The 21637-nt window shown below is 61.7% G+C and carries 18 protein-coding genes; 4 read left to right on the top strand and 14 right to left on the bottom strand.

From position 1 onward, the window contains the following. Positions 1–10: 10 nt before the first annotated feature. On the bottom strand, positions 11–700 hold the full coding sequence (phoB, locus tag AC6BYQ_RS10600) for a phosphate response regulator transcription factor PhoB (protein ID WP_004940438.1): 690 nt from the start codon (positions 698–700) through the stop codon (positions 11–13). Positions 701–915: 215 nt separating this feature from the next. On the opposite strand from phoB, the gene sbcD reads away from it, so the two are divergent. The 3 genes from sbcD to licT all read left to right on the top strand — a co-directional run bounded on the left by sbcD (position 916) and on the right by licT (position 6477). Next, positions 916–2148: an exonuclease subunit SbcD gene (gene sbcD / locus AC6BYQ_RS10595; protein WP_498056854.1), complete on the top strand. Its 1233-nt coding sequence runs from the start codon at positions 916–918 to the stop codon at positions 2146–2148. Then, entirely contained in the window at positions 2145–5396 is a 3252-nt protein-coding gene (gene sbcC, locus AC6BYQ_RS10590) for an exonuclease subunit SbcC (protein WP_498056853.1), read from the top strand. The genes sbcD and sbcC overlap by 4 nt, the downstream gene beginning before the upstream one ends. Positions 5397–5628: 232 nt before the next feature. Continuing rightward, positions 5629–6477, top strand: coding sequence for a BglG family transcription antiterminator LicT (gene licT / locus AC6BYQ_RS10585; RefSeq protein ID WP_063918827.1), 849 nt, complete (start codon positions 5629–5631; stop codon positions 6475–6477). Here licT and AC6BYQ_RS10580 read toward each other — a convergent pair. The 3 genes from AC6BYQ_RS10580 to mak form a co-directional block, all read right to left on the bottom strand. Then, positions 6474–6860, bottom strand: coding sequence for a type II toxin-antitoxin system VapC family toxin (locus AC6BYQ_RS10580; RefSeq protein ID WP_019454226.1), 387 nt, complete (start codon positions 6858–6860; stop codon positions 6474–6476). The two genes, licT and AC6BYQ_RS10580, sit on opposite strands and share 4 nt — an antisense overlap. Then, on the bottom strand, positions 6857–7090 hold the full coding sequence (locus AC6BYQ_RS10575; RefSeq protein WP_498056852.1) for a type II toxin-antitoxin system Phd/YefM family antitoxin: 234 nt from the start codon (positions 7088–7090) through the stop codon (positions 6857–6859). The genes AC6BYQ_RS10580 and AC6BYQ_RS10575 overlap by 4 nt, the downstream gene beginning before the upstream one ends. A 102-nt stretch (positions 7091–7192) precedes the next feature. Next, a complete protein-coding gene (gene mak / locus AC6BYQ_RS10570; RefSeq protein ID WP_498056905.1) occupies positions 7193–8107 on the bottom strand; it encodes a fructokinase in 915 nt (304 codons plus the stop codon). Positions 8108–8324: 217 nt separating this feature from the next. On the opposite strand from mak, the gene rdgC reads away from it, so the two are divergent. Beyond that, positions 8325–9236, top strand: a complete 912-nt coding sequence (gene rdgC / locus AC6BYQ_RS10565) for a recombination-associated protein RdgC (RefSeq protein WP_004940461.1) — start codon at positions 8325–8327, stop codon at positions 9234–9236. 65 nt (positions 9237–9301) lie between these two features. On the opposite strand, the gene ppnP is transcribed toward rdgC, so the two are convergent. The 10 genes from ppnP to AC6BYQ_RS10515 all read right to left on the bottom strand — a co-directional run bounded on the left by ppnP (position 9302) and on the right by AC6BYQ_RS10515 (position 21563). After that, positions 9302–9592, bottom strand: a complete 291-nt coding sequence (gene ppnP, locus AC6BYQ_RS10560) for a pyrimidine/purine nucleoside phosphorylase (protein ID WP_004940463.1) — start codon at positions 9590–9592, stop codon at positions 9302–9304. 211 nt (positions 9593–9803) lie between these two features. Beyond that, positions 9804–10481, bottom strand: coding sequence for an AroM family protein (locus AC6BYQ_RS10555; protein ID WP_498056851.1), 678 nt, complete (start codon positions 10479–10481; stop codon positions 9804–9806). 4 nt (positions 10482–10485) lie between these two features. Beyond that, positions 10486–11415, bottom strand: a complete 930-nt coding sequence (locus tag AC6BYQ_RS10550) for a DUF1177 domain-containing protein (protein WP_498056850.1) — start codon at positions 11413–11415, stop codon at positions 10486–10488. Positions 11416–11449: 34 nt separating this feature from the next. Then, entirely contained in the window at positions 11450–13006 is a 1557-nt protein-coding gene (locus AC6BYQ_RS10545) for an OPT/YSL family transporter (RefSeq protein WP_498056849.1), read from the bottom strand. Between the two features lie 218 nt (positions 13007–13224). Next, on the bottom strand, positions 13225–13998 hold the full coding sequence (locus AC6BYQ_RS10540) for an IclR family transcriptional regulator (RefSeq protein WP_498056848.1): 774 nt from the start codon (positions 13996–13998) through the stop codon (positions 13225–13227). A gap of 253 nt (positions 13999–14251) precedes the next feature. Beyond that, entirely contained in the window at positions 14252–15043 is a 792-nt protein-coding gene (locus AC6BYQ_RS10535; protein ID WP_498056847.1) for an energy transducer TonB, read from the bottom strand. A gap of 2 nt (positions 15044–15045) precedes the next feature. Continuing rightward, positions 15046–16377 (bottom strand): HlyD family type I secretion periplasmic adaptor subunit, encoded by a 1332-nt coding sequence (locus AC6BYQ_RS10530; protein WP_019454230.1) that lies wholly within the window; start codon positions 16375–16377, stop codon positions 15046–15048. Beyond that, positions 16374–18158, bottom strand: a complete 1785-nt coding sequence (locus AC6BYQ_RS10525) for a type I secretion system permease/ATPase (protein ID WP_498056846.1) — start codon at positions 18156–18158, stop codon at positions 16374–16376. The genes AC6BYQ_RS10530 and AC6BYQ_RS10525 overlap by 4 nt, the downstream gene beginning before the upstream one ends. 72 nt (positions 18159–18230) lie before the next feature. Further along, the gene (locus tag AC6BYQ_RS10520) at positions 18231–18797 is read right to left on the bottom strand and encodes a heme acquisition protein HasA (protein WP_004940479.1); all 567 of its coding nucleotides are present in this window, start codon (positions 18795–18797) and stop codon (positions 18231–18233) included. 78 nt (positions 18798–18875) lie between these two features. Next, on the bottom strand, positions 18876–21563 hold the full coding sequence (locus AC6BYQ_RS10515; protein ID WP_342134955.1) for a TonB-dependent receptor: 2688 nt from the start codon (positions 21561–21563) through the stop codon (positions 18876–18878). Between the last annotated feature and the right edge of the window lie 74 nt (positions 21564–21637).

Here is a 21637-nt window from a genome sequence, read left to right as displayed (position 1 = left end):
CGCGGCGCGATCAGTAGCGCGTTGAGAACCGGTAGCCGGTGCCCCGAACGGTTTGAACCATTTTATCATGCCCACTGGTTTCTAACGCCTTGCGGAGCCGACGGATATGCACGTCAACGGTACGGTCTTCCACATAAACGTTAGTGCCCCAGACGTGATTAAGCAACTGCTCGCGGCTATAAACCCGCTCCGGGTGGGTCATAAAGAAGTGCAGCAGCTTGAACTCGGTCGGCCCCATGTCCAGCGCCTGATCGTTCGCCATCACGCGGTGGGAGGACGGATCCAGGCTCAGTCCTTGCATTTCAATCACTTCTTCCACCGCCATCGGTGAAATACGGCGCATGACCGCTTTGATGCGTGCCACCAGCTCCTTGGGCGAGAACGGCTTGGTGATGTAATCATCCGCCCCCACTTCCAGGCCGCGCACCCGGTCTTCCTCTTCGCCGCGCGCGGTCAACATCATCACCGGGATATCGCGGGTCAGCGCTTCGCGCTTCATATGCTTGATAAACTGAATGCCGGAACCGCCGGGCAGCATCCAATCGAGCAACACCAAATCAGGGAACGGCTCAGACAGGCGCGTCACGGCGCTGTCATAATCCTCGGCTTCCAACGGTTGGTAACCATTCTGTTCCAACACAAAGCACACCATCTCACGGATCGGCGCTTCGTCTTCCACCACCAGTATGCGTCTTGCCATCGTCAATCCTGCCAATGTGTTAGCGACTTTGCGGGCGCCATTATGCGTCAGTTTTGTGACACTTTTATGAAAAAAAGCGGCTGTTATAGGCAGTAAGCATAGCGATTATTTCCCATAGTAAAGAAAAATCATTCCGCTGCCCTCGCCATTGCGCCGGGACAGCCGGCGCCGCGGCCTTTATAATCATCGCCATTACCTTTGCACCCGGGAGTGTCATGCGCCTGATCCACACCTCTGACTGGCACCTTGGCCAGTACTTTTTCACCAAAAGCCGCGCCGCCGAGCACCAGGCTTTTCTGAACTGGCTGATCGAACAGGTAGAGCAGCAGCAGGTGGATGCGCTGATCGTCGCCGGGGATCTGTTCGATACCGGCTCGCCGCCCAGCTACGCCCGCGAACTGTACAACCGCTTCGTGGTGGAACTGCAGCACACCGGCTGCCAACTGGTGGTGCTGGGCGGCAACCACGATTCGGTGGCGACGCTGAACGAATCGCGTGAACTGCTCTCCTGCCTGAACACCACGGTGATCGCGAGCGCGCAAGGCGCCCCCGAACAGCAGATCCTGGTGCTGAACCGGCGCGACGGCCAGCCGGGCGCGGTGCTGTGCACCATCCCGTTCTTGCGGCCACGCGATCTGCTCACCAGCCGCGCCGGCGAATCCGGCGCGCAGAAACAGCAGGCGTTACAGGAAGCCATCGCCGAACATTACCAAACGCTGTATCAGGCGGCCTGCGAGCGCCGCGACCAATTGGGCCTGCCGCTGCCGATCGTCGCCACCGGCCACCTGACCACCGTCGGCGTCACCACCTCCGACTCGGTGCGCGACATCTATATCGGCACCCTCGACGCCTTTCCGGCGCAGGCCTTTCCTCCCGCCGACTATATCGCGTTGGGCCACATCCACCGCGCGCAGAACGTCGCCAAATCGGAGCACATTCGCTATAGCGGCTCGCCGATCCCGCTCAGCTTCGATGAACTGGGCAAAGCCAAAAGCGTCTTTATGGTCGATTTCGCCGACGGCGCTTTGCAGCAGGTGGAAGCGTTAACGATCCCGCAGTTTCAGCCCATGCAGCTGATCAAAGGCGATCTGGCCGAGATCGAACGGCAGCTGCGGCAGTTTGCCGATTATGACGGTGAGCTGCCGGTGTGGCTGGATATCGAAGTGGCGACGCAGGACTACCTCAGCGACATCCAGCGCCGCATTCAGCTGCTGGCGGACGAGCTACCGGTGGAAGTGGTGCTGCTGCGGCGCAGCAAAGAACAGCGCCGCCAGGCGATCGCACAGCAGGATAAGGAAACGCTCAACGAACTGAGCGTCAATGAAGTGTTCGAGCGGCGCCTGGCGCAGGAGATTGAGCTGCCCGAAACGCGCCAACAGCGGATGCGCCAAATGTTCCGCCAGGTGGTCGAGGCGGTGCAGCACAACGCCGAGGAGAACAACCCATGAAAATCCTCAGCCTGCGCTTAAAAAACCTCAACTCGCTGCAGGGCGAATGGAAGATTGACTTCACCGCCGAGCCGTTCGCCAGCAACGGTCTGTTCGCCATTACCGGCCCGACCGGCGCGGGCAAAACCACCCTGCTGGACGCCATCTGCCTGGCGCTATACCACCAGACGCCGCGCCTCAACGTCACGCCAAGCCAGAATGAACTGATGACCCGCCATACCGCCGAATCGTTGGCGGAAGTCGAGTTCGAGGTCAAGGGCGTCGGCTATCGCGCCTTCTGGAGTCAGCGCCGCGCCAAAAACGCGCCGGACGGCAACCTGCAGGCGCCGAAAGTCGAACTGGCGCGCCGCGAAGACGGCAAGATCCTGGCGGACAAAGTGCGCGACAAGCTGGAGATCACCGCCGCCATCACCGGGCTGGACTTCGGCCGCTTCACCAAGTCGATGATGCTGTCTCAGGGGCAGTTCGCCGCCTTCCTCAACGCCGACGCCAACGATCGCGCCGAGCTGTTGGAAGAACTGACCGGCACCGAAATCTACGGGCGATTGTCCGAACAGGTGTTCGAATCCCACAAACAGGCCAAAACCGATCTGGATGGGCTGCATCAGCGCGCCAGCGGTATCGAGCTGCTGAACGACGAACAGCGCCACTCCCTGGCCGAACAGCTGACGGCGCTGAGCGAGCAGGAAAGCGCTCTCGGCGAGCAAACCCGGCAACAGCAACAGGCGCTGAGCTGGTTACAACAATGGCAGCGATTCCGGCAACAGCAAAACGAGGGGCGGCAACGGTTGGAAAACGCCCAGCGCGAGCAGGCCGAGGCCGCCCCACAGCTTCACCGGCTGGCGCTCAGCGAACCGGCCGAAAAATTGCGGCCGCTGCGCGGCGAACGCGATCGCTGCCGCGCCGAGCTGCAGACGATACAGCAGCAAGCGGCCCTGCTGACGCAGCAGCAGGAACAGCAGTCGGCGCAGCTGGCGCCGCTGCAGCAGGCGGTAGAAAAGACCCGCCTGGCGCAGCAAGCCCATGCCGAGCACATGCGGCAACAGCAACAGCTGATCGATGAGCAGGTCGCCCCGCTCGATCATCAGATCGCCCAACTGCAATCGACACAGGCCGAACGGCGACAGGCCGGCGATGCTGCCGCGCAGCAGTGCGCCCAACAGCAGGCGGCGCTGGAGCAGCTCACCGTTCAACGCAATCAACTGACGACGCAGGGCGCACAGCATCAGCAGCAATTGAACGCGCTGACCCAAGCGCTGGCCGTTCAACAGCAGCAGCAGCAAGCGCTGGAGGCGCAAACGCCGCTGGCCCCGTTGCGCCAGCGCCTGAGTGCCCTGGCAGATCTGCGTCCAACGCGTCAGCAGTTGTCCACGCTCGCCACCCTCCACCGTCAGACCCGCGAGCGGCTGACCCGGCAGCAAGCGGAGCACGCCGGACGACAAACGCAACTCGCCGAGCTGCAACAACAGCTGGAGAGCGCACGCCAGCAATTCAAACAACACAAGGCGCAGCTGCAGGAAGTAGAGCGGATCCACGAGCTGGAAAAACGCATCGTCAGCCTGGAAGCGGAGCGTGCCCTGCTGCAAAGTGGCGCCCCCTGCCCGCTGTGTGGCTCGACCACCCACCCGGCGGTGGAGCAATATCAGGCGGTGCAGCCTTCGGCGACGGAGCGGCGGTTGGTTGAGATGCGCACCCTGGCAGAGAAACTGCAAACCCAGGGTACCGAACTGCGCACCCGCTGCGAAAGCCTGCTGGAACAGCAGCAGCGCCAGCAGCAAACCATCGCGCAGGATGAACAGCAGCTGGCCGGCCAACAGCAGCAGTGGCAGCAGCTCAGCGCGCCGCTGGCGTTCGACTTTACGCTGGCGGATGACGAGCCGCTCAGCGCCTGGCTGAGTGGCTGCGACGATGAAGAGCGGCGCGGGCAACAGGCGCTGCAGCAGCATGAACAATCGGCGCAGGCGGTACAGCAGGCGAAAGACGCGCTCGCGGCGCTGCAAACGCAGCAGCAGCAGGCGCAGCAACAGCTGGCGTTGCTCGAAGAGCGCTTTACGCTGCTGCAAAAAAACCACGCCGATAGCCTGCAACAGCAACAAGACCTGCAACAACGCTGGCAAGAAGGCGAGAAAATCCTCGCCGAACGGCGTGCGCAGCGGCTGGCGCTGTTCGGCGAACAGCGGGTCGCCGAGGTGCGCGAACAGCTGCGCGCCAAACAAACCGCCTGCGAACAGGCCAGTGTTCAGGCTGCCGAGCAGTGGCAAAAGGCGCAGGAACTGCGCGAACGCCTGGCAGGCCAACAGGCCGGGCTACAACAGCAACACGCCCAAATGCAGGAACGGCTGCAGCAGGCGCAGCAGCAGTGGCAGCAGGCGCTGGCCGACAGCGAATTCGTCGATGAAACCGCCTTCGCCGCCGCGCTGCTGGACGACGCCCTGCGCCGCGAATTGCAGCAGCGCAAAGAGCAGTTGCAACAGCGGCAGGTAGAGGCCACCGCCCTGCTGACACAGGCGACGCAAACGCTGGAGCAGCATCGGCAGAACCGCCCTGAAGGGCTGGATGAAGCCAACGCGGATATCGACGCGCTCACCCAATCGCTGGCCGAGCTGGCGCAGCAGTTGAAGGTGCTGCAGCTGCGCCAGGGCGAACTGCGCAATCAGTTGGAAAGCGACGCCGCCCGCCGCCTCAATCAGCAGGCGCTGTTCGAGCAGATCGCCCGCAGCCAGCAAGACTACGATGACTGGAGCTACCTCAACCAGCTGATCGGCTCAAAAGAAGGCGACAAGTTCCGCCGCTTTGCTCAGGGGCTGACGCTCGATCATCTGGTTTACCTGGCCAACAACCAGCTCGGCCGGCTGCACGGACGTTATCTGCTGCAGCGCAAGACCAGCGATGCGCTGGAACTGCAGGTGGTCGACACCTGGCAGGCGGATGCGCTGCGCGATACCCGCACCCTGTCCGGCGGCGAGAGCTTCCTGGTCAGCCTGGCGCTGGCGCTGGCGTTGTCCGATCTGGTCAGCCATAAAACCAGCATCGACTCGCTGTTCCTCGACGAAGGCTTTGGCACGCTGGACGCCGAAACCCTCGATACCGCGCTGGATGCGCTGGACAGCCTGAACGCCTCCGGCAAAACCATCGGCGTGATCAGTCACGTCGAGGCGATGAAAGAGCGTATTCCGGTGCAGATCAAGGTGAAGAAGGTTAACGGGCTTGGCGTCAGCCGGCTGGAAGCGCACTTCAGGCTGGAATGATCCCGCGGCGCGCGGCGCAGAAGTGTGACCGCGGCGGCACTCCGCGGTGAAAAGCGTTGAGCCGCAGCGGGCACGGGTTATTATGCCAACATAATAGGATTGTTACTGTATCCCCTCCGCCGCTCAGGGCCGCAGGGCAGAAACATAAAATACAGGCAAAACCTGACGCCCGGGATCGCTTCCGGGCGTCAGGTTTTTTCGTTTTCAGGATGCTGAAACACCGGGAAAAACCATGAAAATCGCTAAAATACTCAATAATAACGTGGTGATTACGCTGGACGACCGTCAGGAAGAGACGGTGGTGATGGGAAAAGGAATCGGCTTTAAAAAGAAGCCCGGCGATACGCTGGACGAAAGCCTGATCGAAAAGGTATTCACCCATAACGGCGGTGAAATCGCCGAGCGCTATAAAGAGCTGCTCGCCGAGATCCCGCTGGCCTGCGTTACCACTGCCGACAGGATTATCACTCTCGCCCGCGAACGCCTGCCGGGCAAATTGCATAACATCGTCTACATCACGCTGACCGATCACATCCACTTCGCCCTGCAGCGCCATGCGCAAGGGCTGGATATCAAAAATGCGCTGCTGTGGGAGATTAAAAAGCTCTACCCGGCCGAGTTCGCCGTCGGGCTGGAGGCGCTGGCCCTGATCGCCCAACGGCTGGATACCGCGCTGCCGGAAGACGAAGCTGGATTTATCGCCCTGCACTTGGTCAACGCCCAGCTTAACGACGAGATGCACAACACGCTGCACATCACCCGCGTGATGCAAGAGATCCTCAACCTGGTCAAATACCACTTCCGCTTTGATTACAACGAGGAAGCCCTGAGCTACCACCGTTTCGTCACCCATTTGAAGTTCTTCGCTCAGCGCCTGCTGGGGAAAAACTATGTCGACAGCGACGACGACTCGCTGTATCAGGTGGTGAAAGAGAAATACCGCGAGTCTTTCGCCTGCGCCGGCAAGATCAACCGCCACATCGAAAAGCACTATCAGCATCAGCTCACCACGGAAGAGATGATGTTCCTGACCATTCATATCGAACGGGTGCGCAGCGAAAGTGAGGAAAAGCCGGCTTAACGGCGGGCGTCCGCCACCCGCACGCCGTACTGCGGAAACACCGCATCGGCGGAGATCAGCGTCAGCCCTTCGGCCTGCGCCTGTGCGATCAGCATGCGATCGAAAGGATCCTGATGATAGGGCGGCAACTGCCCGGCCTGTTGGCAGTGAAAGGCGTCCATCGGCAGCGACAGAAAATCTTCGGCCTCGATGATCGCAAAGATATCTTCCGGCAGCGCCAGTTTACCCAGCGCCTGCTTGATCGAGATCTCCCAAATGCTGGCCGCGCTGACGTACACCGCATTGCCCGGATCGGCGATCTGCCTTTTGGCGTTCGCGCCCAGGCAGGCGTCATCAATCAGCCACCACAGCAATGCGTGGGTATCCAGCAGCAAGCGCTTCATTCATCGCCCTCAAACAGCGCCGCAATGGCCGCGTCCCCCGCGTTGAAATCCGCCGGCACGGTGAACTTGCCCTTGGCGGCGCCAGGGCGGCGCGCTTCGCCCTTGATGGCGACCAGCTGTACATACGGCTTCCCTGCTTTTGCGATAATCACGGTTTCTCCCTCCACGGCTCTGTCCGCCAGCTGGCTCAGATTGGATTTTGCTTCGTGCATATTGGCCTGAATTGCCATACGCGTCCTCCTTAGCTAAGTTAGCTAAAGCATAAAGCGCCGTCCAGTTTTTGTACAGGGAAGGGTTTAAAGCGCGAGCTTGCTCGCGCTTTGTTGCAACGCTTAGCGCTGCTGTTGCGGCCACAGCCAGGCCGCGCCGCGCACGCCGCTGGAGTCGCCGTGGACCGCCTTGCGGATCGGCGTTTCACACTCGCCGCCGAACACCCAACTTTTCACCAACGCGGGCACCGTGCGGTACAAACGATCCACGTTGCTCATGCCGCCGCCGAGCACCACCACGTCCGGATCCAGAATGTTGATCACGTGCGCCAGCGATTTCGCCAAGCGCATTTCGTAACGTTCGATCGCCTGCACCGCCAGCGCATCGCCCTGCTCGCTCAGCGCCATGATCTCATGCCCTTGCAGCGCGTTGCCGCTCAGGCGCGCATAGTCGGTGGCGAAACCTGTGCCGGAAATAAAGGTTTCGATGCAGCCCGGCTTGCCGCAGTAGCACGGCACTTCACGGGCGTAGCGCAGCTCATCGTCATCCTGCCACGGCAGCGGATTGTGGCCCCATTCGCCGGCGATGCCATTGCCGCCGGAATGCGCCTGGCCGTTCAGCGCCACGCCGGCGCCACAGCCGGTGCCGATGATGACCGCAAACACGGTTTTCACGCCGGCGCCGGCGCCGTCGGTGGCTTCCGACACCGCCAGGCAGTTGGCGTCGTTGGCGATGCGCACTTCGCGCGCCAGCAGCGCCGACAGATCCTTATCCAGCGGCTGGCCGTTGAGCCACACCGAGTTGGCGTTCTTTACTCGCCCGGTAAACGGCGACAGCGTGCCGGGAATGCCGATCCCGACCGATCCTCGTTCGCCGGTATGATCCTCCGCCAGTTTCACCAGTCCGGCGATCGCCGCCAGGGTTTGCCGGTAGTCATGGCGCGGCGTGGCGATGCGATGGCGAAACAGCTCCCGCCCGTCATTCGCCAACGCGATCACTTCAATTTTCGTTCCACCCAAGTCGATGCCAATGCGCACGTATTTTTTCTCCTCGATGCCGCGCAGCGTTGTCACAGCCTAATGTAAGCGCGCGAATGAATCACCTGTTTCCCATTCTCCGTCCCGTCCTTTCCCGATGCGCAAAGCGACGCAATTCGGAGAGAATGGGGCGATTTTTCAGCGTCAATTCGTTATCATGCCGCCCTGCTTTTGACGAATCAGCGTGCCGAACGCACGCCCAGCCAGGGATAACATTATGCTGTGGTTTAAGAATTTGATGGTTTACCGTTTGAGCCGCGAAGTGGCGTTAAACGCGGATGAAATGGAAAAACAACTCAGCGCGTTCGCCTTCACGCCGTGCGGCAGCCAGGACATGGCGAAGACCGGCTGGGTCTCCCCGATGGGCTCGCACAGCGATGCGCTGACGCACGCGGTCAACGGCCAGATCGTCATCTGCGCGCGCAAGGAAGAGAAAATCCTGCCGTCGCCGGTGATCAAGCAAGAGCTGCAGGCCAAGATTGAGCGCCTGGAAGCGGAGCAACACCGCAAACTGAAGAAAACCGAGAAGGACGCGCTGAAGGATGAAGTGCTGCACAGCCTGCTGCCGCGCGCGTTCAGCCGCTTCAACCAGACCTTCATGTGGATAGACACCGTCAACGATCTGATCATGGTCGACGCCGCCAGCGCCAAACGCGCCGAAGACACGCTGGCGCTGCTGCGCAAGAGCCTCGGCTCGCTGCCGGTGGTGCCATTGACCATGGAAAGCCCGATCGAACTGACGCTGACCGAATGGGTGCGTTCCGGTGAGATGCCGGCTGGCTTCGCCATTCAGGATGAAGCGGAATTGAAAGCGATTCTGGAAGAAGGCGGCGTAATCCGCTGCAAGAAGCAGAATCTGATCAGCGACGAAATCGCGGTGCACATCGAAGCCGGCAAGCTGGTGACCAAGCTGGCGGTGGACTGGCAAGAGCGCATCCAGCTGATGCTGTCGGACGACGGCTCGCTCAAGCGCCTGAAGTTCGCCGACACGCTGCGCGAACAGAACGACGACATCGATCGCGACGACTTCGCCCAGCGCTTTGACGCCGACTTTATCCTGATGACCAGCGAGCTGGCGGCGTTGATCAAAAACACCATCGAAGCGCTCGGCGGCGAAGCCCAGCGTTAATCTCGCCTCAGAAATGACCAGGGCCCAGCATCCGCTGAGCCCTGCGTTCCCCTAGCGAACAAAATTTATTTGCTCAGGTAGCGGCACAGATAGGCGGTGGCGTCGGCCACCTGCAGGTTGAACTCGCTGTGCCCCGGCACGAAGAACTTCTCGCCCGGCGTAAACACTTGCCAGTCCGGCGCTCCCGGCAGCAGCACTTTCAGCGCCCCGGTGATCACTGTCATTTCTTCCGGCTGCGCGGTGGAGAAGGTGTATTCGCCCTCTTCCATCACACCCACGCTGGTAAGACCGATGCTGCTACTGTCAAAACCGATAGACTTCACTTTTCCGGCAAAATACTCATTCACTTTCAGCATAGACTGGCACCCGCGTAATCATCTTGATGGAAAATCCATATTGGGGGATTGCGGTTGATCTGTCACTGGTTTTTCGCGCGAAATGCGATCGCGGCGCAGAGTAAAACGCTACAGGCCCTCTCGCCGACAGTCAGGGCTGCTGAAGCCCGGGGCGCCTCACGGGCGCAAAACGCCCGTGGTCGCGTCGAGCGCAGATTTATGGCTATTTGAATCAGTCGATTAACTCTGCAGCCAACTTGGCGACCAGTACGTTCGACAGCAGCACCGGCACCGACAGACGCGCCTGCAGAAAAGCGCGGTGACGCTGGTGATAACCGATACAATCGAGCACCACCACCTCCGCCCCCTGCCGCAGCAGGGTGCAAGCCGCCTGCTCCAGCGCAGCGTCATCCGCCAGATAGGGGCTGGCGACGGCATAACTCGGCGGCGCCGCCAGCTGCCGCCATTTGCGCGCCTGCTGCCCAACCTGTTCAGCCACCGGCACCACGATGCCGACACGGTGTGTGCCGACGATCGCGGAGATCAACGGCGGGATAATGCGATCCGGCTCCAGCAACAGCACCCGTTCCGCCTGCAATCGACCGAATTCGCCGGTGCATAGCAACAGAATCACCTCGCATCCCGTCGCTTCCAGTTCGCAGATCTTCTCCTGCAACCCGCTTTCGACGCGAGCGGCGCCGAGTGTCACCTGCGTACCGTCCAAAAGACGCGACACCAGCAGCTTGTCGCCCTGTTGCGGTGCATAACGCTCGGCGATCTGCCAGATATCCAGGCCGTCCAGCAAACCGACGTGCCTCACTCGTTCCGCCGGCAGATAAGCAGACAGCAGCGGCATGATATCGCTGCGCGGCGCCTGACCGATGGTCAGCGTGGCGAATGAAGCCGTCATGGGTCTATCTCCTTTTTTGCAGGTGGCTCAGACTGCCGTAGAGCGCCAGCAGCTGGCTGTATTCGGCGGCATCATAGAACCGGCAGGTACCGCGGCCGAATTCCTTGGCGACTTCCACCGCGAATTTGGCCGCCAACGCGATGTCCATTTCGTGGCTGGCGCCGGTACCGCAGCCCGGCACCACTGATTCGCTGCAGATCGCCACGCCGACCACCGGCGCTGCAGTAGCGGTCGAGGGCTGCAGGATGCTGTTGAGGTGGTGTACACCGTTGCCGTAAGGGGTGATGTCCTGCGTGGTGATCGGGAAAGTCACCGCCGGCCGGCCGCTGGTCATCTCCATGATGCGCAGCAGATCTTCCGCCACCCGCAGGATGTACCCCTCTTTCACCGTCGGCGACAGCGCATAGCCTTTATGATTGATGATGCGGTTGCCTTTGGTAGTGTCGATCGACAAGATGGCGTCAGCCTCCGGCACCACTTCGTTATCGTTCATCGTCACGTCATCGATCGGTGAATCCATAAAATCGACCGGATCGTGCGGCCGGGTCGGCGCGTTCGGGCAAATATGGGTAGTGACGATCACATCGCCCGGCAGCATGTCGCCCTTGCGCTGCATCTCCGCCAACTTCAGCGCGACGGCAATGGCGGCGATCGCGCCGTCGCCGTCGGACACCAGCCCGATTCGCGTCGGCCGCGCGCCAATGCCGCCCAGGCGGCCGATAATGCCCAGCGTCGGCGCCGCACCACCGCCGAATTTTCCTGCACTGCCGGGGATCTCGATACGCACGAAATCGGTGCCGCCCTTCGGCCCCTCGGCGCGCAAGGTGCTGGCCCGGATCGCCGGGTAAGACGCAAACAGGTCGACGACGTCTTGGCCGCTGACGAATGCGCTATCAATCAATTCAAAAACCTGCAGCGTTTGTTGCAAACTCATGGTCGTTTTACCTCACCAATGTCATCGGCAGGAGCTATTTGCCCTTGCTGGAAAAAATCGAGCTGAAGAAGTTGTAGAGCGCATCGCCGGCGATAAATCCGGCCGCCATAATCTCCATCGGCGTGCGGCCACGATCCCCCCAACGGCGCAGGATCGCCACGCGCAGCACGATGCCGACCAGCACCGCCCATCCGGCCAAGGCGTTGTTGATCAGCAGGCCGGTTGCCAGCAGCACGCCGAGCTGGCGCTTAGGGCCGCCGATCAGCTGCACCACGGCGCCGGGGATCGCCCAGATCAACAGACTCCAAGCGATGCCCGGCTGCGCGCCGGCCTCGATGGTTTTGGCGTAAACGCGCGCGACCGGAGGGATCAGATCCTGCAGGAAATAGCTGTGGTAAGAGAGGTAAACCACCGGAATGGCGATGATGAAAGCGATCAACGCCGCAAACAACTGGATGCGACGCCCCAGCAGCTCTTGCTGCAGATCCTCGCCGTAGCCGCGCAGGATGAAGCCGGCTTTCAAATCAAAGCCCATGTCGGCGAAGGCCGGCCCAGTGGCGGCGGTAAAACCGGTCAGGATGCATAGCGCCAGCGGTGGGAAACCGATCAGGATACCGACTATCAGGGTGATCAACGCCACCGCGAACGCGGGAAACCAGCCGGAGTGCATGGCAGCGATACCGACGATCAACTCATGAACGAAAGCGGCAAACGCCGCGTAAATCACGAACAGCGCCAACATCGGCAGCGACATCTCGCTAAACAGCCCGCCGACCAGGGCCAAAAAAGCGGCGATGACGATATAGCCGACCGCGCCCAGACCGAGCGCTTTGCTTACGGCGCTGTCGGGTTGGGTATAACCGGCGCTATCGGCGCGGCGGCTGCGGATCACCTGCGCGACCTGGATCAGCGCCACCAGGCCTGCGCCGACCATCACGCCATGCGGAATAAAATGGGCGTTAATATCGAATCCGGCCACCGGCTCGGCGTAGGCCCGCAGCAATAGCCCGACACCGAACATGCTCAGCGCCCAAATATTGCCGATAAAGGCGGTGCCGAAAGCCGCCATAGGGATCTTGAGCATTGATCCAGCGATGCCCACCACTACGCCCACCACCAGGAGCCAGGCCTGCTTGCCGCCGCGATCGCCGGCTTTAATCGCCTCCGCGGCGGCGACGCCCGGCGGCCAGGCATTGGCGGCGGGGAACACTTTGGTATCGAACAGACGATAAAGCAGATAGGCGTCGAGCAGCATCGCCGCCGCCACGCCGCAGAACATCGGCAGAATAAGCTGTGGTTGCCCCATCACGTAAGGCACCGCAATCGGCATCAGCAGACAGTTGGCTGCACCGAAAGTGGCGGAGGAGATCACCGTTTGCGCCAGGTTCTGGGTGTGCACCGAACGATAGCGTTGGAACATCTGTAGCGGGATGCGCGCCAACAGCATGGCGATCAGCGCGCCGATGATCGAAGTGTTAGGCGTCACGCCCAGCGTGGTGATCAGTTGAACGCCGATGATCGCCCCCATCACCGAAAGTAGCGCCATGACCAACAGCGTGCCGGCCGCTTTTAGCGGATTATTTGATTTCATGCTTGGTTTCCCTGAATATTCCCTGCCGCATGACGGAAATAACGCCAGGCGATAGATCGCCGCAGCAGTTCCATTATTTGGAACTGCTGGCGTCATAACGTTATTATTTTCTTACTCAGCCTATCTATTCCCACCAATAAAATACGGTGGAATATAACCAATGAGTTCCCTGGTGTCGGCACTCGTTAATTATGATGGAATGCTACAGCTCTGACGCGTTATTTGATCTGCTGCCAATAATCATCGCCATATTTTTCCGCCAGTTGGCGGGTGACTGCGGTTAATTCGGCCAGAACTTCCGGTACGAACGGCTGTTCCTCGCCCTGCGAAGGGAAGGACAGACACAGCCCCACCGTCTCGCTGCCGTGCTTGTTCACCAGCGCGGTCGCCAGCGAGCTGATGCTGTTCAAAGTTTCATTGCGTGCCAACGACCATCCCTGATGCCTCACCTGCTGCAACTTCTGCAACAGCGCATCCAACGTTTGCGGCGCATTGGGCGAAGTCGCCCGGTAACCGCCGGCGTAACGCACCTGAATCTGCTCGTCGCTTTCACGCGCCAGTATCGCTCGGCCGACCGAGGTTTCCGCCGCCGGTGAACGGTAACCCGCCGGAGTGACCACCTGCAAAAAGTGGCGGCCGGGAAACATGCGCATCACCATGATCTCCTGCCCCTCCAATACCGAAAGGTAGCCTGTACACGCCGTCTGGCGACACAACTTCGCCATACTGGTCGCCAGGCTGTCCACCAGCGGCATCGACAGATAGTGGCTGGATACCGCCAGCAACAGCGCGCCGATGCGGTAACGCCGGCTATCGGGATCGCGCTCCAGCATGCCCTGATTTTCCATGGTCTGCAGCAGGCGCGACACCGTGCTTTTCGGCAGCGCCAATTGATCCACCACGTCGCTGAATGCTATACCCGGCTGACCATGCATCACGCGTTGTTGAGAAAAGAGTTTTAATACCGCAGCGGCATTTTCCAGCGTTGTCATGATCCGCCTTGTTCCACTATATGGAACTCAGTTCCTGTTTTATAATTAAAAACTAAAACCCGAACTCCACAGCGTCAAGCTGTTTATTTTTTATCAGCAGAAAAATAAAAGGCATTCGTGCTTTTTAAATTAAAATATCGCGCAGAACGCCAGCTTCGTCACGTTGATTAAAATAACGATACGCTTTGAAAATAATGAATAGCAGGACAAGCTGCTGAAAAATGGTTTTGTTCGGGGGATATCTTGTCGCGACTCAAAAACTCGCGCCGCGCAAACTGAAATCGATCGGCAGCGTCAATTCCACCGTGCCGTTGACGTAGGCTTCCGACGGCGGCGTGGGCAGCGGCGAAGCGCGTTTGACCAGCGCCTGGATTTCGCGATCCAGCGACGGCAGCCCGGCGCTGCTGACCAGCGTCACCGCCAGCACGTGGCCCTGTCTGTCCAGCGTGAAACGCACCTGCCCGACGCCCTGGCGCTTCAGCCGCAATGCGTCTTTAGGATAACGCTTAAAACGATTCAGGCGGCCGCTGATGCGGCTGCGCCAGTTGTCTTCCCCCGCCTGAACATAGGGCGTCAGGCGAGTTTGCGGCGCGGCCGTTTTATCCGCGTGGCCCGGCGGCGGCGCGCCGGCGTTGTGATCCTGAACCCTCGGCGGCGCGATGGTTCTCTCCTGCGGCGGCGTGCGGGGCAGATTGTTTTTTTTCACCGGCTTAGGCGGTTTTTTCTGTTTCGGCAGCACGGCGATGTTCGGCTGCGCGGCGTCGGGCACTTTCACTAGCGGTAACGGCTCCGGTGGCGCCGGCGGTTCAACCTGAGGCGGCGGCGTCCTTTGTCCCGGCGGTTGTTTCGCCTCGGCCGGGGCCTGCGGTGTGGCGGCCATCAGCACCATCACCGCCGGTGGCGGTACCCACGGCGGCTCGGCCTTGTCTCGCCAGGGCCAAAGCAGCGCTGCAACCAGCAGATGCAGCGCCAGCACCAACACCAGACAACGGCGCCAGGGCATGGTGGCACCGGGCGCGGCGAAAGGCAGCGGCGAAACCGACATGCTCACTCTTCCGTCAGCGCCAAATGGAGGCGATCGGTCAGCGGTTTGAACAGATAGTTCATCATCGAACGCTCACCGGTGCGGATGAAGCCTTCGACCGGCATCCCCGGGCGGATCTCCAACCCGCTCAAGCGTCGCAATCCTTCTTCGCTGACCTTGGCGCGCACGCTGTAATAAGGCGCGCCGCTTTTCTCGTCGGTCAGGCGATCGGCCCCGACCAGCGTCACTTCGCCCTCGACGCGCGGCGTGGTGCTTTGGTTGAACGCCGAGAACAACAGCTCGACCGGCAACCCCACCTGCACTTTATCGATCAACTCGACCGGGATGCGCGCTTCTACCTGCAGCCCGCGATCGCTGGGCACGATCTCCATCAGTTGCTGACCGGCGCCGATCACGCCGCCTTCGGTGAACACGCTCAACCCCACCACGGTGCCCGCCACCGGCGCTTTCACCTGCGTATGCCCCAAATCGGCCTCCGCCTTGGCCAGACGGTTATCCAGCTCGTCCAGTTTCATCCGCACCTCGGCCAGCTGGCTGCTGACCTCTTTCTGATACTCTTCCCGCCGCTGGATCGCCCGCAGTTTCAGCTCCAGGATCTGGCGCCCCAGACGGCCGATATTGCCGCTGTCCTCGGACGCCTGGCCATCGATCTGCGCATGCTGCCCCTCCAGATCCAGCAGCCGATTGCGCGCCACATACCCTTGCGCCGCCAGCTTGCGCATGCCGCCCAGCTGCTCCTGCAGCATGGCCTTTTGCCGCTGTTTGCTGGCATAAGACTGCCGAACCCCTTCCAACATCGCCTGCGATCCGGCGATACTTTCCGCGATCGCCGCCAGCTCGCTCTGCAGTGCCGCACGGCGGCTGGTGAACAGCTGCTGTTGCAGCAGCATCAGTGACATCACTTCCGGCTCTTCTCGCCGCGCTTGCAGCGATGGCGGGAAAGCGATCGCTTGCAGGCCGTCGCGCTCGGCTTGCAGCCGCGCCTGCTGTGCGGCATTGCTCAACTGCTGGCTGCGCAGCGCATCGCGCTGGGTGCGGCTGTCGACGGTATCCATCAACAACAGCACCTGCCCGGCGCTGACCCGGTCGCCCTCATGCACCTGAATCTGCGACACCACGCCGCCGCTCGGGTGCTGCACCGCCTTGCGATTGCCAGCCACCACCACGCTGCCGGAAACCGGCACGCCTTTGTCCAGCGGCGCCAACAGCCCCCACAGCAGGAAACCGCCAAACCCCAGCACCACCAGCCAGCCTCCCAGCCGCAGGTAGCGACCTTCGTCGAACTGCCGGGAAAGGGTGTCGATATCGCCGGGAATCACACTCTGATTGCTCATACTTTTCGTTCACCGCTGGCCGTTTTGGCGAAGTTGGCGTAATTGACGTTGAAGCCGCCGTTGCTGCGCCCGGCATTGGCCGGTGCAGCGGCAGCGGCGGGCGCAAAACCAGGCAGTTTTTTCAGGATGGCGTCGCTGGGGCCGAAGTGCTGTATCTGGCCGGCGCTCAGCACCAGCAATTTGTCGGTGGCCGCCAGGATCGCAGGTTTGTGGGTCACCAACACGATGGTGGTGCCACGCGCCTTCAGCGCTTCGATCGCCTGCTGCAGCGCCCCTTCCCCTTCGCGATCGAGGTTGGCGTTCGGTTCGTCCAGCACCACCAGCGCCGGAGATCCATACAGCGCGCGCGCCAGCGCCACCCGCTGACGTTGGCCGCCGGACAGGCCGCTGCCGCCTTCACCCAGCTCGGTCTCATAACCTTTCGGTAAATGCAGGATCAGCTGATGCACGCCGGCCAGCGCCGCCGCGGCCACCACCTTCTCGGCGTCGACCTGCCCAAAGCGAGCGATGTTGTCCGTCAGGGTGCCGGCGAACAGCTGGATATCCTGCGGCAAGTAACCGATATGCGGCCCGAGTTGTTGCTTGTCCCACTGCTGAATGTCTGCACCGTCCAGCCGCACGTCGCCGCTGAGCGGCGTCAGCGCGCCAACCAGTTGGCGCATTAGCAGGGTTTTGCCGGAGCCGGACGCGCCAATCACGCCCAGCACCTCGCCGGCCTCCAGACGAAAACTGACGCCGTGCAACACCGGCGCCGTGCCGCCTGGCGCACTGACGGTCAACTGATTCACGGCCAATGTGCCGCCGGGCGCCGGCAGCGGCAGACTCGGCATTCGTGGCGGGTTAGCGGCCAGCATCACCTCCAGCCGCTGCAGGGACTGGCGCGCCGATGACCACTGCTTCCAGGCGCCGATCAGCTGATCGATCGGCCCCAGCACCCTGCCGATCAGGATCGATCCGGCGATCATCATGCCCGGCGTAATGTCGCCGTTGACCGCCAGCAGCGCGCCGCAGCCCAACATCAGCGACTGCAGCGCCAGCCGCACGGTTTTCGACCAGGCAGTGACCGCGGCGATTTTCTCGCTGGCGCGGTTCTGCAGCAGCAGGAACTGCTGATGCTGCCGCAGCCAGCGCAGGCGCAAGTCGGTCAACATGCCCATGGCGGCGATAGCTTCGGCATTGCGCAGGTTGCCGTTGGCCTGTTGCGTGGCGCTCAGCGCGACGCGGCCGGCCTCCGCCAGCGGCGCCTGCGACACCCGCTGGTTGAGCCAGGCCAGCAGCACCAGCACGATCACCCCGGCGCAGGCCAACGCGCCAAGCCAGGGATGGAGCAGAAAAACCACCAGCAGATAAACCGGGAACCAGGGGGCATCGAAAAAGGCGAACAGCGCATTGCCGGTGGCGAACTGGCGCAGGTTGGTCAGATCGTTCAGCGCCTGCCCCGCCAGCGGGTTGCCGGTTTTCAGGTTGGTTTCGAAGGCGGCGTCGTAGACCCGCTGATTGAGGCGCATATCCATCTGGGCGCCAAGGCGGATCACCACCTGGCTGCGCACCCACTCCAGCAGGCCCATAAACAGATAAAGGCCGACCACCATCAGGGTCAGCATCGCCAGCGTCATGCGGTTGCCCGACGGCAACACGCGATCGTAGACCTGCAGCATGTACAGCGCCGGGGCCAGCATCAGCAGGTTGATCACTGCGGTAAACAGCGCAATGCCCCAAAATCCGCGCCGGTATGCGCCCAGCACGCTCATCACTTCTCCGCGCCTGACGGCGTTTTTCATGGCGTTTTCCATCGGCTAAAAACGAGAAAACGCCCGCCGGGGCACGCGGCGCCGGCGGGCAAACGGCCGCGATCAGGCCGCCAGCAATTCCGGGCTGTCGGCGTGCTGCACGCCCACCGCCGTCGCCGCCGCCACCTGATCGAAGGTGGAGTTGACGCTCAGACCGTAGTCGTCGAGGATGCCGTTCAGCGCGGTTTCCAGCGCGCCGGTATCGCCGGACATCAGGCCGTACACCACCTGGTGTACCACGCCATCGTGGCCCTGCGCCTGCAGGCTGCTGAGATTCAGGCCGCCGAAGCTGACGTCAGGCACCTGGATGTTGTACGGCGTAGAGCCGCCGCCGTTCAGGCCGTCGCCGAACGACAGGGAATCCAGTTGACCGTACAGGGTGTGCGCCGGTGCGTTGAACAGGGTGTAGGTCAGGTTGCCGCCCGCCACGAACGAGGTGATGTTATTGGCGGTGCTGGTCACGGCATATTGGCTGCCGGACAGGCTGCCGCCGTAGAAACCGCCGCTGTTGGAGTCGGTGACATTACCGTTGGTGTGGTTGATATCGCCAAACGACGACGCCCACTCGTTCAGATAGTTATGGATGCTGTAGCTGCCGAAACTGCTGTCATAATTGACTGAAAATGCCATTTCTCTATCTCCATTGATGAACGGCGCCCCTTGCGAGGCGACCTCTGTGCTCAACGATGAGCAACGCCCTTTTACTGCTTAAAAACGGTACTCCACCCCGCCCTGCACGCTGCGGCCGCGCCCCAGGGTATTGGCCAGCGTCTCGCCGTAGCTAACGACGTAGGCGCGGTTGGTCAGGTTCTCCACCGAGCCGCGCAGCGTCAGGCTGTCGGTCAGTTTGTAGCTGGCGTACAGATCGAACAGGGTGTATTTCGGCCAGTCGGCCAGATACGGGTAGTTGGACGGCACCGAGCTGTCCTGATAGCCCGGCGCGAAGCGCACGGTCACCCCGGCGTCCAGCTTGCGATCGAAAGCGCGGCCGCCCAGCGTCACCGAGCCGCGATCGCCCGGCAGGTAAGCGGCGGTGCCGAACTGCGAGCCTCCGTCGCAGGACACGGCGTCATTCGCCGTCGGATCCTGCTCCGCGTAGAAGTTGCCCGGCCGGGAGTTGGCGCCGTAACGCAGGCGATTGCCCAGCCAGGCGTTCCTGGAGCAAAACTCGTTTTTACCGATCATGTGGGTGTAGGTCAGGTCGGCGTAAAACACCCCGGCGTCATAGTTGAGCTGGTACTCCAGCCCGCGGAAACGGGTTTTCGACAGATTGTTGACGTAGGCGGCGTTGCCGATGCTCGGCTGCACCAGCCCCGGCTTGTCGCGGTTAATCGCCAGGTTGATGTAGTTATCCACTTTGGTGTCGAAATAAGCCACCTTGGCCGCCAATCGATCGCCCTCAAACCACAGATCCGGCTGCTGCACGTTGAACCCCACTTCCCAGGCGCGCGAGCGCTCGGCCTGCAGGAAGGGGTTGGGATATTGCGTAGAGGTGCTGTGAGCGCTGCCGTTGGTTAGCGTTTCGGTGATCGCCGGCGGCCGCCAGGATTTGCCGTAGGTGGTATACAGCTCCAGCCACTCCACGCCGGGACGCACCGCCAGCGCCAGCGTCGGCGACAGCTTGCCCTGATCGCGATCGACGTTCCACTCCTGCTGCGTGGTGGTCGCCAGACAGTTGCGCAGCCGCAGCTGTTTGCAGGGATTCTCCGCCGTATACGGGAAGTCGGCGTAGCTCAGACCGGTCTGGCCGCGCAGGCGATAGCGGTCGTAACGCAGCCCGCCTTCCAGCGTCAGCCAGCCGTCGTAGTCGTAGGTCAGGTTGGCGAACAGGCTGCCGACCGAGCGGTTGCCGGCCGGTGTTACCCCTTCCATGCCCTGACGGGAAGAGTCGCTGGTGGCCTTGTCGTAATAGAACTCCAGCCCGTAGTTGGCGCGGAAGTCATGCCCCGGTGCCAGGCTGAAACGCGAGGTGTTTTGCGCCTGTGCGCCATAGGTGCGCAGGCGAGTGCGCGTCGCGTAGCCGTTGTTCAGCAGCGTGCTGGTGCTGTAGGTATCGCTGTCGTCCTGAGTATCGACGTAATACAGCTTGGCCTGAAAATCGAGCCAGTCGACGCCTTCCGGCGCCAGGCTATAGTCGAACGCCGCGTTGCGCGCCATCACGTCGCTGTAGCCGGTGCGCTTCCAGCCCAGTTCATAGGGCGGCCGGGTGCCCAGGTTGGTCAGCGTGCCGGCGATCGGCGACGCGGTCTGGGTCTGCAGATAACTCAGCTGCAGGCGCTGGTTGGCGGGCAGGTTCCAGCCCACCTTGGCCAGTCGCGAGTGCATGCGGTAATCAGTGTCGGGGATTTTGTTGTTCTTGATGCTCTCGGCGTAGCGATCGTAATTGCCGGTGTCGTTATTGATGCGAATGTTGCCGATATCGCCTTTGTTGCCGGGCCAATAGTCGCCGAGGTGGCGTTCACTGGCGGCCAACAGGATATCGCCGGTTTCATTCCCCAATGCCAGTATGCCGCTGCCGATGAAGTGGGTGCCGTTATCGCCGGTGCTGGCGTGCAGCTTGCCGCCCAGCTCTTTGCCCGGCGCCAGGAAATCGCTCGCGCTGACGGTATTGAACGTCGCGATGCCGCCAAGCGTGCCGGCGCTGCCCATGCCGCCGGTGGTGCCCTTGTCGATGGTTACGCCGGACAGCAGCTCGGAATCGATATACATGGTGCCGTTACGCTGGCCATGACCGCTCTTTTGAAAATTCTGCCGCATGCCATCGATATTCATGTTCACCCGGCCATAGTCTTGTATGCCGCGGATGTTGACCGACAGCGCCGGATCTTGCTGGCTGACGCTGGAATAGGCGCCCGTGGTCTGTTCCAGAATATCGGCCGTGTGCCGCGCCGGGCGGTTGTCCATCTGTTCGCGGCTGATGACGCTGACCGAGCGCGGTTCGTCGTAAACCCAGTCGTTGACGCTCATGCCGCCGGCCCCCAGCACCGTCAGGCTATCCAGCGCCAGCGCGCCGCCATCGCCGTTCGCCGCCGGCAGCCGGCTCAATACGATCTGCCCCTGCGGCTGCAGGCGGAAAGCCACCGGATTGCCGCCGATCAAGCGCCGCAGGCCCTGTTCAACGCTCATGCTGCCGTTCAACGCCGCCGCCTGCATGCCGTCGAGCTTCACCTCGTCGAAAAACACCTGCATGCCGGCCTGCTCGGCGAAGCGCAGCATGGCGCTCTGCAGAGGCTGCGCTTCAATGTTGAAATTCTTTTGCTGTGCGGCCTGCGCGCCGCTCGCTTCAGCCTGCGCGGCGATCGCCACAACAGGCTGAGTCAGCACCATCGCCGCCAACGCAGCGCGTACCGCCGTGGCCAAGCGGCCGGCCGGCGTGGTTCCCTTGTGAATAAACATGCGTGTGTGTTCCACCCGAAAGAATGCCAAACCAAGTGATAATGGAAATCAATCTCGTTTAAACATAAGGACGT

The sequence above is a fragment of the Serratia sp. LTN-2 genome (assembly GCF_059740205.1).
The sequence above is the reverse complement of the archived record's forward strand: the minus strand, read 5'-3'. Positions and strand labels throughout refer to the sequence as shown.